Source organism: Ruminococcus intestinalis (assembly GCF_014288065.1).
In the GTDB taxonomy this organism is placed as follows: Bacteria; Bacillota; Clostridia; order Oscillospirales; family Acutalibacteraceae; genus Ruminococcoides; species Ruminococcoides intestinale_A.
In genome coordinates this window covers 238543-252703 of sequence record NZ_JACOPS010000002.1, presented here as the reverse complement: position 1 = coordinate 252703, position 14161 = coordinate 238543, and the positions used below count along the sequence as shown (strand labels likewise).

Below are 14161 nucleotides of genomic sequence, written 5' to 3'. Positions count from 1 at the left end.
GTTGCGGCAAATAGATACGATCACTCCTTTCTCAGCGGAACCGTATTACACGCCCTCCGTGTCTACTTCATATACATCGCAGACCTCATCAGGCTTGAGTTTTAGTCTGGCAGACAAAAATGCTTCAATATCAAAGGTATTTCGCTTGTCTGCATCAGCTGTGTACTTGAAATTGGGGTGCTTGGTGATGTCGTACTTATCCGAAAGGAAAGGACGCACACCGCGCAGCTGGAGGATACACTTGCCGCCATCCATAACAGCAAGCTCATCCTGGCTCATCAGCTCTTTCCCCAATTTTTGATAGTTGAGTGAATGGGAGGTTTCCCGCCCACGGCTCTCTCCGGTGTTGTAGGTGTCGATGGTTTCCTTACCCAGCACGGCAGCCAGCTCTTTGAGGGTAGTCGGCTCTTTACCGCCCAGGAAGATGGAAGTATCCATATTGCCGATGATGGTATCGGCATTATCTTTGTAAATTGCCTTGAGCTGGCTCTGTGCCTGCAACACCAGACAGGCAGAGATTTCACGGCTTCGGATGGTGGCCACCAGCTTTTCCAGTTTGGGAATCTGGCCGATGTTGGCGCACTCGTCGATAAGGCAGCGCACATGAACCGGAAGCCTGCCGCCATACACATCGTCGGCCTTTTCACAAAGCAGGTTGAATAACTGGGTATAGCACATGGAAATGAGAAAGTTAAAACTGTCATCCGTATCACTCATAATGAGGAACAGAGCCGTTTTTCTGTCTCCCAGCGTATCCAGTTCCAACTCATCGTAGGATGTAACCTCGCGCAGCTCTGCGATGTCGAACACGGCAAGTCGCGCACCGCAGGAAATCAGGATACTCTTGGCGGTCTTACCGGCGGCCAGCTTGTACTTCTTGTACTGCCGGACCGCAAAATGGTTGGGCTTTTCCGCCTCCAGCGCATCAAACATCAGGTCAACGGGGTTTTTGAACTCCTCGTCATCCTCCCGGACTTCCATGGCGTTGATGAACTCGATGAGGGTGGAGAAGTTTTGCTCCTCCACCGGAGCTTCATAGTGGATATATCCAATCAACGCACAATACAGCAATGTTTCCGCCTTGACCCAGAAATCGTCTCCGGCCTTGCCTTCGCCTTTGGTATTGGCAATCAGCGTTGTTACCAGCTTCAAGATGTCCTTTTCGCTATGGATATAGGCGAAAGGGTTATAGTGCATGGACTTCTTGAAGTTGATGGTATTTAGGACCTTGATTCGGTACGGCTCATAAATGACCTTGCCATGCTTATCCTTCATGGGCTTTCCGTCCTTCCCCAGCTTGGGCGCACCCCTTTGGAGCATTTTTCCGCACTCGACCAAAATGGTTCCCTTCGGGTCTGTGACCACATAGGAACTGTGCATCTGCATCAGGTTGGGTTTCAGCCAGAATCGGGTCTTACCGGAACCAGAGCCACCAATGACCAGAACATTTTTGTTTCTGGCAGTCTTGGGGTCCTTGGGGCGGCTGCTCATGGTCAGGCTCTCCGTTTTCGTCAGAATCACATTGTTCTGAAATACAGGATCAACGTAAGGTGCAATATCCTCACGGGTTCCCCAGCGGGCCGAACCATATTCCAAACCATGTCGATATTTCTTGGCGTTCTTGCTTTTAAGATACACCGCCAGCCTCAGACCAACACCGCAGCACAGCCCTACCAACAAGTCCAATGGATGCAGGCTTGGCCAGAAACTTTCCAGCGCCCCAGGCAGAACTGCAACCAGCGAAAGAAACTTTTCTGAAGCATCCGCCCCTTGTGCCATTCGCCATGCCTCTCCAAAATTGGTAGCAAACAGCCCCAGCAGGATATACGGCATATTCAGCAAAATGAGCTTTTTGATGTCCAATGTCTTTTTCATCGTTCCAGCTCCTTTCGCTTGTTCCGGTCCACGACGGCGTGTTTCACCAGCTCTTTGAACTGGCTCAACTTTGCCAACACAGACGGACGCTCGGATTTCTCCGCCTTCCTGACCTTTTTCCCGGTGTACTCGGTAAAAGCAGCGGTCAGCGCATCGGCGTCACGACCTTTGAAAAAGATCAGGTACTTGGGCGGGGAGCTGCTGCGGTCCTTCTTCACCGCATAGTCCACGCCGTATTTCCGGGCGATCTTCTCAAACTCCTTGATGGAGGGGTCGGTGATCTCGATATTGGAAACGCCCTGATTCTGGCCGATCAGCTGCTTCACCGTCTGCTTGCCGTGGGGAATCACGGGGGTATCCCGGCTTTTCTGCTTTTGCAGCTTCTTTTCCTTGCGGTGGGCAAGGTACTTGGTGATGGCGGCTTTCATCAACCGCCCGGTAAACTTTGTTCCGCTGACTACCAGCGTCAAAGTCCTGTTTTCCACTTCCTCCTGCATAGGTCATCGCCTCCTTTCAACGGATTTTGCAGGGGTGGCACTTGATACTAAGGCGGGACCACCAGCCGCCGCAGCAGGTATTTCAGCATGGCAAGCTCCTTTCAGCGCAGCTGGTCGGAGCGGTCATAGTACAGATGGCCCTGGCGCACTTTGGCATGGCTGAGGATCTTGATGTGGCCCTTTTCCTGGTTCTCCAGGCTTTTCTGGTATCCGGCCTCCGTCAGAAACAGGCGGGTCCGTTCACCTTTCCAGCCCACCGGGGAATCGTCGGTCAGCACATCGAAGATAATCATGTGCCGGGTGTCATCGGCAAACCGCTCCAAATCCATGTACTCATGGCCGTGGTAGTTCTGCGCCCCGGCTTTGAGGCGCATTTCCTCCATCAGCTGGCCCACGGTCTTACGCTCAGGCATGGCGTGCGCCTCCTTTCCCGCGTCCCTGGCCCTTCACGGTCAGGATACCGTCCAGGGTGGTGGCGGTGATCCGCAGGCGCTCGGCGGTGGCAATGTCATTCTTCACGGTCTCGTCGATGCCGTGACCGCAGACCACCAGCACATGGGACCGGCGCAGGTAGTCCCGCGCCATATCCAGCCCGTCCTTGTGTTCCTGGGGAATCTCGTCCTTGAGGAAGGTAGGCAGGAACAGCACCGGGCAGATGGGCGAATACCCGGCGTCGTACACCTGACGACAGTAGGCCGCAGCGTTCTCGGCGTTCTCATACTGGCTGTTGCTCCAGGGAGCCGTAATGTAGGCAAGAGGTCGTTTCATGGCAAAATCCTTTCTCCCGGTGTTTTCGGGTAGCAGAAAAGCGGCTGTTTACCAGCCACCTGCGTACATATCGTGGTTGACTTGTGCGGTGTAGTGGTTGCTGATCGTGGTCGGCGCATTAAACAGCACCGCAAGCAGATACTGCTTCATGTTGCGGATTTCGGTGGTATTGTTCCGCAGGCATTCCATGACAAACTCGATGTGGGAGCAATCCAGCTTCAAAAAACGGGAGCGGACCACCTCATGGGGGAAGTCGCTGCCAGCGATCCGGGTGGTTTTCCGCTTGGCGCAGACGGTCTCCACCATCAGCTCCACAATCTCGTCCAGGTCCTCCCGATAGGTGGTAAACTCCCGGCACAGGTGGTCATACTCGATGTTCTCCAGAATCAAATCCCGATAACTTTCCATCTCTGAGACAGACATCGCATCCCTTCCTTTCCGTTCCGGCAGCTGTGCTGCCGCTGGCTCCCGGAAGGGAATAGAATCGGTACTTGATCCATAAGTAATTGTTTTTTCTGTATTTGATTTCTCTATATTTAATTCTGCGGGCTTTTCCGTATCCGGTTTTACCATATCCGGGTTTTCCGTATCTGGTGAAGCCATATCCGGCTGTGGCGTATCCGGGTTCTTCGGCTGTGGCTGCTCATATATGACATACTCCGTATCACTGATGCGTCCCTGGCGGTCACGCAGTTTGTGCCGCACAATGTAACCGGCAGCCTCCAATTCCCGCAGCGCAGCGCCTATGGCATCCACGCCCTCCTTACAAATCTTTGCAAGACCACGGGTGGTGTAATTCCAGTCCTCTGGCAAAGACAGCATCATGGAAAGCAGCCCCTTGGCTTTTAACGACAGATTTGCATTTCGTAAATGATGATTGCTCATCACGGTATAATCACGGGTCCGTTCAATGCGAAAAACGGCCATCGACCTCACTCCTTCCGAATTTGGGGTACAAAAAAACCGCAATCCTCATTCCAAAGAATTGCGGTGTTCAACACTTTTCAAATTTTCTTGCATAGAGCCAAAACAGCGGCTTTTGAGGACGCGCCTCTGTAAATGGCTCCTCCTGGGTGAAAGGAAGTGTTTGCATCACGCGGTCAATATCCGTTGTATCCATGTCATGCTGAGATTTGCAATCTTCCCGGATTGCTTCTTGAATTTCCTTTACCGTACACATAGTCATTCCTTTCCTTTCGTTGTATAGGTTTATGAGCGGCGGCGTTTTCTTGGTTTGAAATCGAGGATATGTCCCTCAATCACACGAGCGTAACGCTTGATCTTGATCTCCCGGCGCTGCTGGCTTTGCAGAGCGGCCTGATACCTGTCCTCGGTCAAAAACAGCCGCATTTCCTCTCCGGGGCTGCCGTAAGCTGTGCTGGGACGCAGGACGGAAAACTCAATCATCCAGCGGGTGTCATCCCAAAACCTCTCTACGGCGAGAATGTTGTGTCCTTTCAGCTCACGGGCTGAAATATCCCTCATAGGCGGCTCCTTTCATCGTTCCTGGTCTCTCTGGCGCTTTTTCTGCCATGCCTCCAGCAACTTGATGATAGTTTCCTGCATCCGCTGGGGCGTATAGCTTTTGGGGAAATACTTCCGCAGGGTGTCGGAGGTGAAAGTCACTTTGTCGAGATCACTTTTCTTTTCCTCACCCATGATGACACGCATCATATCAAGGGTCAGATGTCCCTCCTGGCTGTATTTCTTGAGCCGCTGGGCCTGGGAGAGAGAGGGGGTAGCCTGTTCGCTGTCCATCGCGTCCAGCAAGTCCCGCTGTTCCTCTTTTTTGAGGAAAGACAGCTCATAAGCCGGGTTGATGGCGATTTTCTTTTCATCTACCATATCCAGCAGTTCGGGGATAAGCTCCGTCAGGCGGATATAGCGTTGCACCTGCCTCTGGCTTTCACCGGCTTGGCTTGCAACAAGCTGAATAGAAGTCTGCGACTTCTCGCCAACTTGGCGAGAAGTTAAGTCAGAGCGTTCCCCCTGATGTTTGATGGCCTCCAGCTTCATGCGGTATGCAAATGCTCTTTCACTGGGGAGCAGGCTTTCTCGTTGCAAGTTGCTGTCCACCATGATGATAGTGGCGGCATCATCGTCCAGGTCTCGGACAATGACAGGCATGGTTTCTTTCTCGGCCAGCTCACTTGCCCGGTGCCGCCTGTGACCGGCAACCAGCTCATAGCCGCCCTCCGGGTCCGGGCGGGCAATCGCCGGAACCAGAACACCATACTGCCGAACACTGTCGGCGGTCTCCATCATGGCCTCGTCATCCTTGACTTTGAATGGGTGGTTCCTAAAGGGATGCAGTTCAGACAATGGAATTTCCTGAATCTTTTCCAGCTTTGCATCCTGGCGGCCTTCTTCGGTGGAGAACAGATCATCTACCGAGGCCAGCTCTATTTTTTTCGCGCTGCTTTTCAAGTTTCAACACCTCCTTCGTCAGATTTCGATACCCCTCTGCCACTTTGCCGCCAGGGTCATGGGCGAAAATACTTTTTCCCTCTGCACTGATTTCCTTTGCCCGGACAGAGTGTGGAATCTCCGTTCCAAAGATTTTGATTTTGCTTCCATAGGTGTCCCGCAGCAAAGCAGCAATCTCTTTTGCAAAGTTGGTGCGGTTATCCACCATCGTCAGCAGGATACCGTCAATCTGGAGCTTTGGATTGATCTGCCGTTTCACCTTACTGACCGTAGATAGAAGCTGTTCCAGCCCTTTGGCGGGCAGATACTCTGCCTGAACGGGAATGATGATCCTGTTCGCAGCCGCCAGCGCATTGACCGTAAGCATCCCCAACGAGGGCTGACAGTCAATCAGGATATGGGAATATTGTCCCTTTAGTGTGTCCAGATATTGCCGTAAAACCGTTTCACGGCTCATGGCGTTTACCAGAGAAACCTCCATACCGGAAAGCTGAATATCCGCAGGCAACAGGTCAACGCCTTCTGCATGATTCAGAATACCTTCTCCGGGGCGTATAGGCTGATCCATCAGAATTTTGCCCATTGCATCCGACAGTGTAAATGGCAGCTTGTCTGGTTGCGGATTTCCTAAGCTGATTGTCAGGCTTCCTTGCGGGTCCCCGTCGATCAGAAGCACTTTCTTTCCGGCCTGTGCCAGACCTATTCCCAAATTCGCACAGGTTGTTGTTTTGCCAACGCCGCCTTTCTGGTTGGCGATGGCGATGATTTGCGTGTTCAAATAAACCTCCTCCTTCTACAAAAAATATCCCTATTCCGAAAAATAGGGATGAAAAAAGCCGCTTACTCAAATAAATGAATAAACGGCTATGTAAGAAATATTCGATTGTAAGTAAAGTTTTATATCACTGCAAAATAACGAAGTGCATCTTTGATTGCTTCTACCTTTTCTGGTGTCGGATGTTTCCTCGGCTGTTTCAATTCTTCTACCGCATTAGGAGCATCATACATCGGCAATCCCAAATTTCGCTTTACCTCTGCGATATATGCGGTATGTACCTTGAAGCCGTATTTCGCTTCTATGTACTCCTTAATCATTTTGTAGGTCACTTTTTCTTTGGGCTTGTACGCTTCGGCTCTTTTAGCAATACTATCTACCGGAATCTTGCCCTCGCCCTCTCCAAACTCCACATCAATGTGGATATAACTGTCGGCTTTTTTGTGGGACAAAAGAACTACCGTCTCAATATGCGCTGTATGTGGGAACATATCTACGGGTTGGATTTTTTGGATTTTATATGTGCTGTTCTTATCTAAGTATGCCAAATCTCTTGCTAAGGTTTCGGGGTTGCAGGAGATGTATACTACTGTTTTTGGCGACATTTTTATAAGGGAAGAGAGAAATTTTTCGTCACTGCCTGCTCTCGGCGGGTCCATAAATACTACATCGGGCTTTTCGCTTTCTTCTGCGACTGCCTCCATAAATTCGCCTGCATCGCCCTGATAAAATCTTATATTCTTCAAATTGTTTGCTCTTGCGTTCTGCACCGCATCCTTGACTGCGTCTTTGTTAAGTTCAACGCCTATAACTTCGCCTGCACCGTGCTTTGCGGCAACAATTCCGATTGTGCCGATTCCGCAGTAGGTGTCAAGCACTGTTTCTTTGCCTTTCAGATTTGCAAATTCAATTGCCTTGTTGTAAAGCACCTCGGTCTGCACAGGGTTAATCTGATAAAAACTCTTTGGTGAAATTCTGAATTTACATCCGCACAAAATATCTTCAATGTATCCTTTGCCGTACAGTACCTTTTGCACATCGCCGAGCACAAGGTTTGTTCTGTACGGATTTATATTTTGAACAACTGTTTTGATTTCGGGAAACTGTTTGGTAATCGCTTTTACAAAATTATTTTTTGACGGAAAAACAGGAGTGCCTGTTACCAAAACAAGCATTACTTCGTTTGTTGCAAAGCCTCTTTTTACAAGTATATGTCTTAAAAAACCTCTCTGCTTGTCCTCGTCATAGGTTGTGAGCTTGAAAGATTTAAGCATTTTTCGTACGGCAACTATGATTTTATCCGCCGTTACATCTTCTGTCATACATTCGTCAATGCCGACGATGTGGTGAGTTCCCGATTGGTAGACACCCGAAATTATTTTACCGTTTTTATCTGTTCTGAACGCTGCCTGAACCTTGTTGCGGTAATGATATGGTGTGTTCATACCGATTATTTTATCTGCTTTGCAAAATTTTGAGAGTAGTTTTTCAACTTTTTTCTGTTTAAAGCTAAGTTGCTCGGTGTAGGTGAGATTCTGCAACTGACATCCGCCGCATTTTTTATATACGGGGCAGCTGCCTCTTTTTATGTTTTCTTTTGTATTGCTCATAATTTATTCTCCGTATCAATATCTGAAAAGAGCCAAGGCTTTGGGTGCTTGGCTCTTTATTTTGTATGTATTATTCTTCTTTTTCTTTTTCGTCTGTTGTTTTTTCTTCGCTTGTACTTTCATCAACAAGTCTTTTTACAACAACACGAATAATTCTCTGATTTGCCACTTCCATAATCGTAAAGCGGAAACCGCCTGCCTCTACGCTTTCACGCTTATTCGGAATACTGCCTGCATTTTCAAGAATGTATCCGCCAACGGTTATGCTGTCACTGTCAATGTAATCTTCGTCAAGATCGAACAGCGCAAGCATATCGTCAAGCTCGAGGTCGCCGTTTACAAGAAATTCATTCTTGCCGATTTTGTAGTAGTTGTGCTCAATTTCTTCGTCCTCGTCCCATATATCGCCGACGATTTCTTCAAGCAGATCTTCCATTGTGAGAATACCGAGAGTTCCGCCGTATTCGTCGGTAACGATTGCAAGGTGAACTTTTATTCTCTTGAAAGTGCTGAGAATTTTTGAAAGAGGTTGAGTTCTGAATACAAAGTACGGCGGCTGCATTATGTCACGCACATCCGGTGCGATGCCGTCCGCAAGTTTTTCGAGATAATCTCTTGTGTGAAGTACGCCGACAATGTTGTCAACGGTATCTTTATATACAGGAATTCTTGAGTATCTGTTTTCAATGATTAAATTCTTAATTTTCTCCGGCGAATCGTCCACGCTTATGAATGTAACATCAACTCGAGGTGTGATGACTTCTTCGGCAGTTTTTTCGTCAAAGTCAAGTGCAAGGCGAACCATCTCGCTTTCGCTTTCTTCAAGCACGCCCTCTTCTTCAATGCTTTCTACTATATATTTAAGCTCATTTTCGGTAACGCTCGGTGCATCCTCTGTTCCGCCTGCAATCTTAAGGGCAAGGCTTTTGAATTGTACAAGGATAAACACAAGCGGGGTTAAAATGAACATCAAGAACTTTATTATGCCTGCTGTTTTAAGAGAAAAGCTGTCGCAATTTTCTTTTGCCAAACATTTAGGAAGCACCTCACCGAATGTGAGTACAAGCAAAGTAGTTGCACCCGTTGCAATAGCTGAACCGTAGTCGCCGAAAAGTGCCATACACAATACCGTTGCAAGTGATGAACAGCTAAGGTTTACTACATTGTTGCAGATAAGAATGGTGGTAAGTGCTTTGTCAAAATTTTCAATAACAAAAAGAGCGGTTGTTGCTTTTTTGTCGCCGTCTTCGGACTTCTTTTGAATACGGATTTTGTTTACAAAAGAAAATGCCGTTTCCGTTGCGGAAAAGAACGATGACAATGCAATAAGTACGAAAATTACTATCGCCATTACTATGTTTGATGCCAATTAAATTCACTCCAAAAAACATTATTACTTTTATACTACTATAATTCTTTTATATCATTATTGTTTTTAAGAAAAAAGAGCAAAAAGATTGAAATATATTGCTATAAATGCTATAATATTTAATTGCCAAATACATTATTAACGCATTTTTGGAAAAAATATTTTTCGGAGGTGCATTAATATGGCACAAAAAGCAAAAGAAAAGAATACCACAGCAAAAAAATCGGGTAAGTCAAGGGTTGATAATACAGTAAAAAATCCGAACGAACAGCCCGAAAAAAAGTCGCTTGAAAAAGACAGTCCCATTGACGAACAGCATACGGATCAGGTAGAAGAAACAGGTTCGGTGCTCACTACGCATAAAGACAGCGTAATTCATTGTCTGACAATTATAGGACAGATTGAGGGACATTACATTCTTCCGCAACAGAATAAAACGACCAAGTATGAGCATGTTATTCCGTTGCTTGTATCTATTGAAGAGGACGAAAGAATAGACGGACTGCTTATTTTAATAAATACGGTCGGCGGAGATGTAGAGGCAGGTCTTGCCATTGCCGAGGTTATTTCGGGAATGAAAAAGCCCACGGTTTCAATTGTGCTCGGCGGAGGACATTCCATAGGCATACCGCTTGCCGTTGCGGCAGACAAGAGTTTTATTGCACCGAGTGCGTCTATGACTGTGCATCCTGTGCGAACTACGGGACTGACGCTCGGCGTTCCGCAGACTTTTGAGTATTTTCAGCGTATGCAGGACAGAATTACAACCTTTGTTGCGGAAAATTCCGATATTTCAAAAGAACGGTACAATGAGCTTGTTCTCAACACGGGCGAACTTGTAATGGACATCGGAACGATTCTTGAGGGGGAAGAGGCTGTCAGTGAAGGCCTTATTGACGAGGTCGGCACGGTTTCGGATGCAATTGACTGCCTGTACACAATGATAAAACGCAATAAGACCCGTAAAAAACGTGGCAGATAATTTTATTTTTTACAGTAACCGCATATAAATAAATGCGGTTATATGGGCGGTCAAAAGTCGCCCTTACATATTTTATGGTTAAAGGAGTACATATTATGTCAATTATTGATGCAATCATTCAGGGCATCGTGCAGGGCTTAACAGAGTTTTTGCCTGTATCGAGCAGCGGACATCTTTCTATTACACAGCATATTTTGGGCGCAACGGAAAATAACCTTTTCTTTAATGTTATGCTCCATGTGGGAACACTTGTAGCGGTAGTTGCTTTTTACCATAAGCTTATATGGAGTCTTATCAAGGAATTTTTCTCACTTGTTAAAGATGTATTTACAGGTAAATTTAAATGGAAAGAGATGAATTACGAAAGAAATCTTATTATGATGCTCATTATAGGACTTCTTCCGCTTTTCCTGTTATTCCTGCCTATTCCGGGCACGGATATGAAAATTAAAGATCTTGCCGATGTTCTTACAGGCGAAAGATACTTGATTGTGGTTTCGATTTCTTTGATGATTACAAGTATTTTGCTTACTGTCGGTATTATCTGCAACAAGAGAACTATCGGTTCAAACGCAGGTTTTAAGCATTTAAAAAATGCAAAGCACAGCGAAAATTCGGCAGGCAAAGAGAGCTTTAATGTTCTTGACGCTGTATGCGTAGGTCTTATGCAGTTTGTTGCTGCAATTTTCCCCGGTATTTCCCGTTCGGGTTCAACTCTTGCAGTCGGTGAGATGAGAGGCATAAACAAGCAGAAAGCGCTTGATTACACATTTGTTCTCGGTGTTCCGTCAATACTTGCGGCAGCTCTTCTTGAGGGTGTTGACGCAATAAAAAGTCCGGAGGGCATATCAATTGACCCTGTGGTAATTATAGTTGGTATGGTAGTTTCTGCAATTGTAGGCTACTTTGCAATTCTTATTTTCAAATGGTTCTTAAAGACCGACAAAATGATAATTTTCGTAGTATATACTGCACTTGTAGGTATAGTATTCCTTGTTATTTCCTGCATTGAAATGAACACAGGAGCAAATGTCTTTACCGGTGCAATGATTCAATAATGCTTTTAGCGGAGGTAGTATAAATTGGCAACCCAGAAAAAGACAACCAAAAAGAAAGCTTCAGGTAAATCAACCTCCTCAAAAGCAAAAAGCACTAAAAAAAGTCAACCGATACCTGAATCACAACCTTTGCTGACACCAAGGATAAGAGCAATTATCCTTGGTGCTTTATCACTGTTTTTTGTAATTTTAATATTTGTTCAGAGCGTAAATTTATGGAGTACGGTTCGTTCCGCACTTTTTGGAGTATTTGGCTTTGCAACATTTCTTGTTCCCGTCTTTCTTATGTATATGGCAATCATTACGGACAAGGAAAAGCAAATACAGCATTTTAAAAGTAAGGTAGCACTCTGCGTACTTATTGTTTTGCTGATAGGAGCATTGATTTATGTTGCAACTGGCACTCCTCATTCGGAAAAAGGTTATCTTGCCTGTGCAGGCGAACTTTATCTCGATATTTTCGAAAGTGAATCTTACTTTACATTCGGCGCCGGTTTTATCGGAGGATTGCTTGGTTATCCTATGGCATCGTTAATCGGAAATGTTCCGACGGTATTGATTTGTATTCTTGTATTGCTTGCCGTTATTTTCGGCATTACAAATCTTTCAATCAATGATATTGCAGAAGCTGCCGCATCAAAGGTTGAGCAAGGTGTTACATATGTAAAGCACAAGAGCGAAGAAAAAGCAAGGGTAAGGCGTGAGTACATTGCCGAGCGTGAGACGGAAGAGGCACAGCGTGAGATGTTTATTGCAGGTGGAGAGAATGACAAAACCATAGTTTCTCCTCAAAAGAAAAAACGCAGAGGCAAGAGGAGCGGCATTGATATTCCTCTTGATGAAAGCACTCACGATGATAACAAAACAAAGCTTAACAGAAAACTTGAGGTTGACTGCGACTACAAAGCAGATGCTAAAGATGCGTCAAAAGTTGCAGATGAAGTTGAAGAGCCGCAGTTTTATGAAAGTCCCGAAAAGGAAGTATACGGTGAAGAATACGAAGAAGAAATAATACAGAATGAACATAACGAAAATGAAAATGTTTCTGACGATTTGATGGACATAATCAACAGAGCAAGCAAAAACTTTGATGAAAAGAATCATAAAGCAGAAACAGAACCCGAGCCGGTTCCGTCATACGAAGAGAACAGACATAACGAAGAAAACAGCTTTGAAGAAGAACTTGAAAATGCAAGCTATTCTCCTGTTGAAATCAGAGAAAAAGAAGAAAAGCCCGAGTATCATTTTCCGCCTATTCAGCTGTTAAGTCTTTCAGAAAACAATAACGATAAAAATGCTGCGGAAGAAATGCATAACAATGCGAAAAAACTCATTGATACGCTTGACAGCTTTAATGTAAAGGCGTCTATTGTAAATATTTGCCGTGGTCCGTCTGTTACAAGATATGAACTTTCACCTGCTCCGGGTGTAAAGATAAGCAAGATTACAAACCTTTCAGACGATATTGCACTTAACCTTGCCGCAAACGGAGTAAGAATCGAAGCTCCTATTCCGGGCAAAGCCGCAGTCGGTATTGAAGTACCGAACAAGGTTGTAAGTATGGTTACTATGCGTGAGTTGATTGACTCCGATGAATTCAGAAGAGGAAAGAGTAAACTTACCTGCGTACTCGGTAAAGATATTTCAGGTGAAATTGTGGTTACCGACCTGTCAAAACTTACTCACTTGCTTATTGCAGGTACAACGGGTTCGGGTAAATCTGTTTGTGTAAATTCAATTCTTATGAGTATCCTTTACAAAGCTACACCCGACGAAGTAAAACTTTTGCTTGTTGACCCCAAAATGGTTGAATTTACAAAGTACAGAAGTATTCCGCATTTGCTTATTCCTGTAGTAACCGACGCTAAGAAAGCGGCGGGTGCGCTTGGATGGGCGGTTTCCGAAATGGAGCAGAGATATAAGATTCTTTCGGAATACTATTGTAAAAATATTGACGCATACAATGAGCTTATAGAAGAAAATCTTAAGTATATGGCAGAAAATCCGCCTGTAGAAAATGAAGACGGCGAGCTTGTTCAGCCTGTACTTGAGAGAAACGGACTTCCTGTGCCAAAGGAAAAAATGCCGAGAATTGTAATTGCCATTGATGAGCTTGCCGACCTTATGATGGCAGCTCCGAGCGAGGTGGAAGAGTACATTGCCCGACTTGCTCAAAAAGCAAGAGCCGCAGGTATGCATTTGCTTGTTGCAACGCAACGACCTACGGTAAATGTAATTACAGGTCTTATCAAGGCAAATATTCCAAGCCGTATTGCGCTTAAAGTAAGTTCAAATATTGATTCAAGAACTATCCTTGATTTCAGCGGTGCGGAAAAACTCATAGGCAGAGGCGATATGCTTTTCTTGCCTGTAGGTGCGCCAAAACCAATGCGTGTGCAGGGTTGTTATGCATCCGATGAGGAAATTGAGGGTGTAACAAATTATATTAAAAAATCTTCTTCCGCTCAATATAATGCGGAGATTGAAGAAAAAATCAAGAGAATTGCCGCAGAAGAAATTACTCAGGGTAAAAAAGGCGATGACAGAGGCGGCGATGATATTGAAATTGACTCAAAAATGGAAGATGCAATTAAATGCGTAATTGAAGCAGGACAGGCATCTACTTCACTTCTTCAGCGCAGACTCAAGGTAGGCTATGCAAGAGCCGGCAGAATGATAGACGATATGGAGCAGATGGGTGTTGTAGGCCCTCACCAGGGTTCAAAACCGAGAGATGTACTTATGACCTATAATGAATGGCTTGAACACCGTAATATTATGGGCAGTGACGATGAATAAA

Annotated in this window: 14 protein-coding genes; 3 read left to right on the top strand and 11 right to left on the bottom strand. The window is 45.7% G+C overall.

The annotated features are described in order from the left end of the window. Positions 1-45: 45 nt before the first annotated feature. The 11 genes from H8R91_RS05380 to H8R91_RS05330 form a co-directional block, all read right to left on the bottom strand. Complete coding sequence (locus H8R91_RS05380; RefSeq protein ID WP_186935183.1) at positions 46-1875, bottom strand: VirD4-like conjugal transfer protein, CD1115 family; 1830 nt, start codon at positions 1873-1875, stop codon at positions 46-48. Then, entirely contained in the window at positions 1872-2372 is a 501-nt protein-coding gene (locus H8R91_RS05375; RefSeq protein ID WP_015518807.1) for a PcfB family protein, read from the bottom strand. The genes H8R91_RS05380 and H8R91_RS05375 overlap by 4 nt, the downstream gene beginning before the upstream one ends. A gap of 101 nt (positions 2373-2473) precedes the next feature. Further along, positions 2474-2785 (bottom strand): DUF5720 family protein, encoded by a 312-nt coding sequence (locus H8R91_RS05370; RefSeq protein WP_015527911.1) that lies wholly within the window; start codon positions 2783-2785, stop codon positions 2474-2476. Then, entirely contained in the window at positions 2778-3140 is a 363-nt protein-coding gene (locus tag H8R91_RS05365; RefSeq protein ID WP_015537377.1) for a DUF7768 domain-containing protein, read from the bottom strand. The genes H8R91_RS05370 and H8R91_RS05365 overlap by 8 nt, the downstream gene beginning before the upstream one ends. 48 nt (positions 3141-3188) lie before the next feature. After that, a complete protein-coding gene (locus tag H8R91_RS05360; RefSeq protein ID WP_148393248.1) occupies positions 3189-4067 on the bottom strand; it encodes a DUF6017 domain-containing protein in 879 nt (292 codons plus the stop codon). Between the two features lie 67 nt (positions 4068-4134). Continuing rightward, positions 4135-4320 carry a hypothetical protein gene (locus H8R91_RS05355; protein WP_118582688.1) on the bottom strand — a complete coding sequence of 62 codons (186 nt, stop codon included), beginning with the start codon at positions 4318-4320 and terminating at the stop codon, positions 4135-4137. Between the two features lie 29 nt (positions 4321-4349). Beyond that, entirely contained in the window at positions 4350-4625 is a 276-nt protein-coding gene (locus H8R91_RS05350; RefSeq protein WP_186935182.1) for a DUF5720 family protein, read from the bottom strand. Positions 4626-4637: 12 nt separating this feature from the next. Next, complete coding sequence (locus H8R91_RS05345; RefSeq protein ID WP_186935181.1) at positions 4638-5567, bottom strand: ParB/RepB/Spo0J family partition protein; 930 nt, start codon at positions 5565-5567, stop codon at positions 4638-4640. Beyond that, positions 5524-6345, bottom strand: coding sequence for a ParA family protein (locus tag H8R91_RS05340; RefSeq protein ID WP_186935180.1), 822 nt, complete (start codon positions 6343-6345; stop codon positions 5524-5526). The genes H8R91_RS05345 and H8R91_RS05340 overlap by 44 nt, the downstream gene beginning before the upstream one ends. 119 nt (positions 6346-6464) lie before the next feature. Next, positions 6465-7952: a 23S rRNA (uracil(1939)-C(5))-methyltransferase RlmD gene (gene rlmD / locus H8R91_RS05335; protein ID WP_186935179.1), complete on the bottom strand. Its 1488-nt coding sequence runs from the start codon at positions 7950-7952 to the stop codon at positions 6465-6467. Positions 7953-8022: 70 nt separating this feature from the next. Next, on the bottom strand, positions 8023-9321 hold the full coding sequence (locus H8R91_RS05330; protein ID WP_186935178.1) for a hemolysin family protein: 1299 nt from the start codon (positions 9319-9321) through the stop codon (positions 8023-8025). Positions 9322-9502: 181 nt separating this feature from the next. Between H8R91_RS05330 and H8R91_RS05325 the strand changes: the two genes are divergently transcribed. From H8R91_RS05325 to H8R91_RS05315, 3 genes are all read left to right on the top strand, one after another. Beyond that, positions 9503-10303 (top strand): ClpP family protease, encoded by an 801-nt coding sequence (locus H8R91_RS05325; RefSeq protein WP_022233909.1) that lies wholly within the window; start codon positions 9503-9505, stop codon positions 10301-10303. 95 nt (positions 10304-10398) lie between these two features. Beyond that, entirely contained in the window at positions 10399-11361 is a 963-nt protein-coding gene (locus H8R91_RS05320; protein WP_186935177.1) for an undecaprenyl-diphosphate phosphatase, read from the top strand. A 24-nt stretch (positions 11362-11385) separates the two neighbouring features. Then, positions 11386-14160 (top strand): FtsK/SpoIIIE family DNA translocase, encoded by a 2775-nt coding sequence (locus H8R91_RS05315; protein ID WP_243237749.1) that lies wholly within the window; start codon positions 11386-11388, stop codon positions 14158-14160. Position 14161: the final 1 nt, after the last annotated feature.

Coding starts and splice junctions, on each gene's coding strand:
- H8R91_RS05380 (WP_186935183.1), bottom strand. CDS start 1,875: ATGAAAAAGACATTGGACATCAAAAAGCTCATTTTGCTGAATATGCCG.
- H8R91_RS05375 (WP_015518807.1), bottom strand. CDS start 2,372: ATGCAGGAGGAAGTGGAAAACAGGACTTTGACGCTGGTAGTCAGCGGA.
- H8R91_RS05370 (WP_015527911.1), bottom strand. CDS start 2,785: ATGCCTGAGCGTAAGACCGTGGGCCAGCTGATGGAGGAAATGCGCCTC.
- H8R91_RS05365 (WP_015537377.1), bottom strand. CDS start 3,140: ATGAAACGACCTCTTGCCTACATTACGGCTCCCTGGAGCAACAGCCAG.
- H8R91_RS05360 (WP_148393248.1), bottom strand. CDS start 4,067: ATGGCCGTTTTTCGCATTGAACGGACCCGTGATTATACCGTGATGAGC.
- H8R91_RS05355 (WP_118582688.1), bottom strand. CDS start 4,320: ATGTGTACGGTAAAGGAAATTCAAGAAGCAATCCGGGAAGATTGCAAA.
- H8R91_RS05350 (WP_186935182.1), bottom strand. CDS start 4,625: ATGAGGGATATTTCAGCCCGTGAGCTGAAAGGACACAACATTCTCGCC.
- rlmD (WP_186935179.1), bottom strand. CDS start 7,952: ATGAGCAATACAAAAGAAAACATAAAAAGAGGCAGCTGCCCCGTATAT.
- H8R91_RS05325 (WP_022233909.1), top strand. CDS start 9,503: ATGGCACAAAAAGCAAAAGAAAAGAATACCACAGCAAAAAAATCGGGT.
- H8R91_RS05320 (WP_186935177.1), top strand. CDS start 10,399: ATGTCAATTATTGATGCAATCATTCAGGGCATCGTGCAGGGCTTAACA.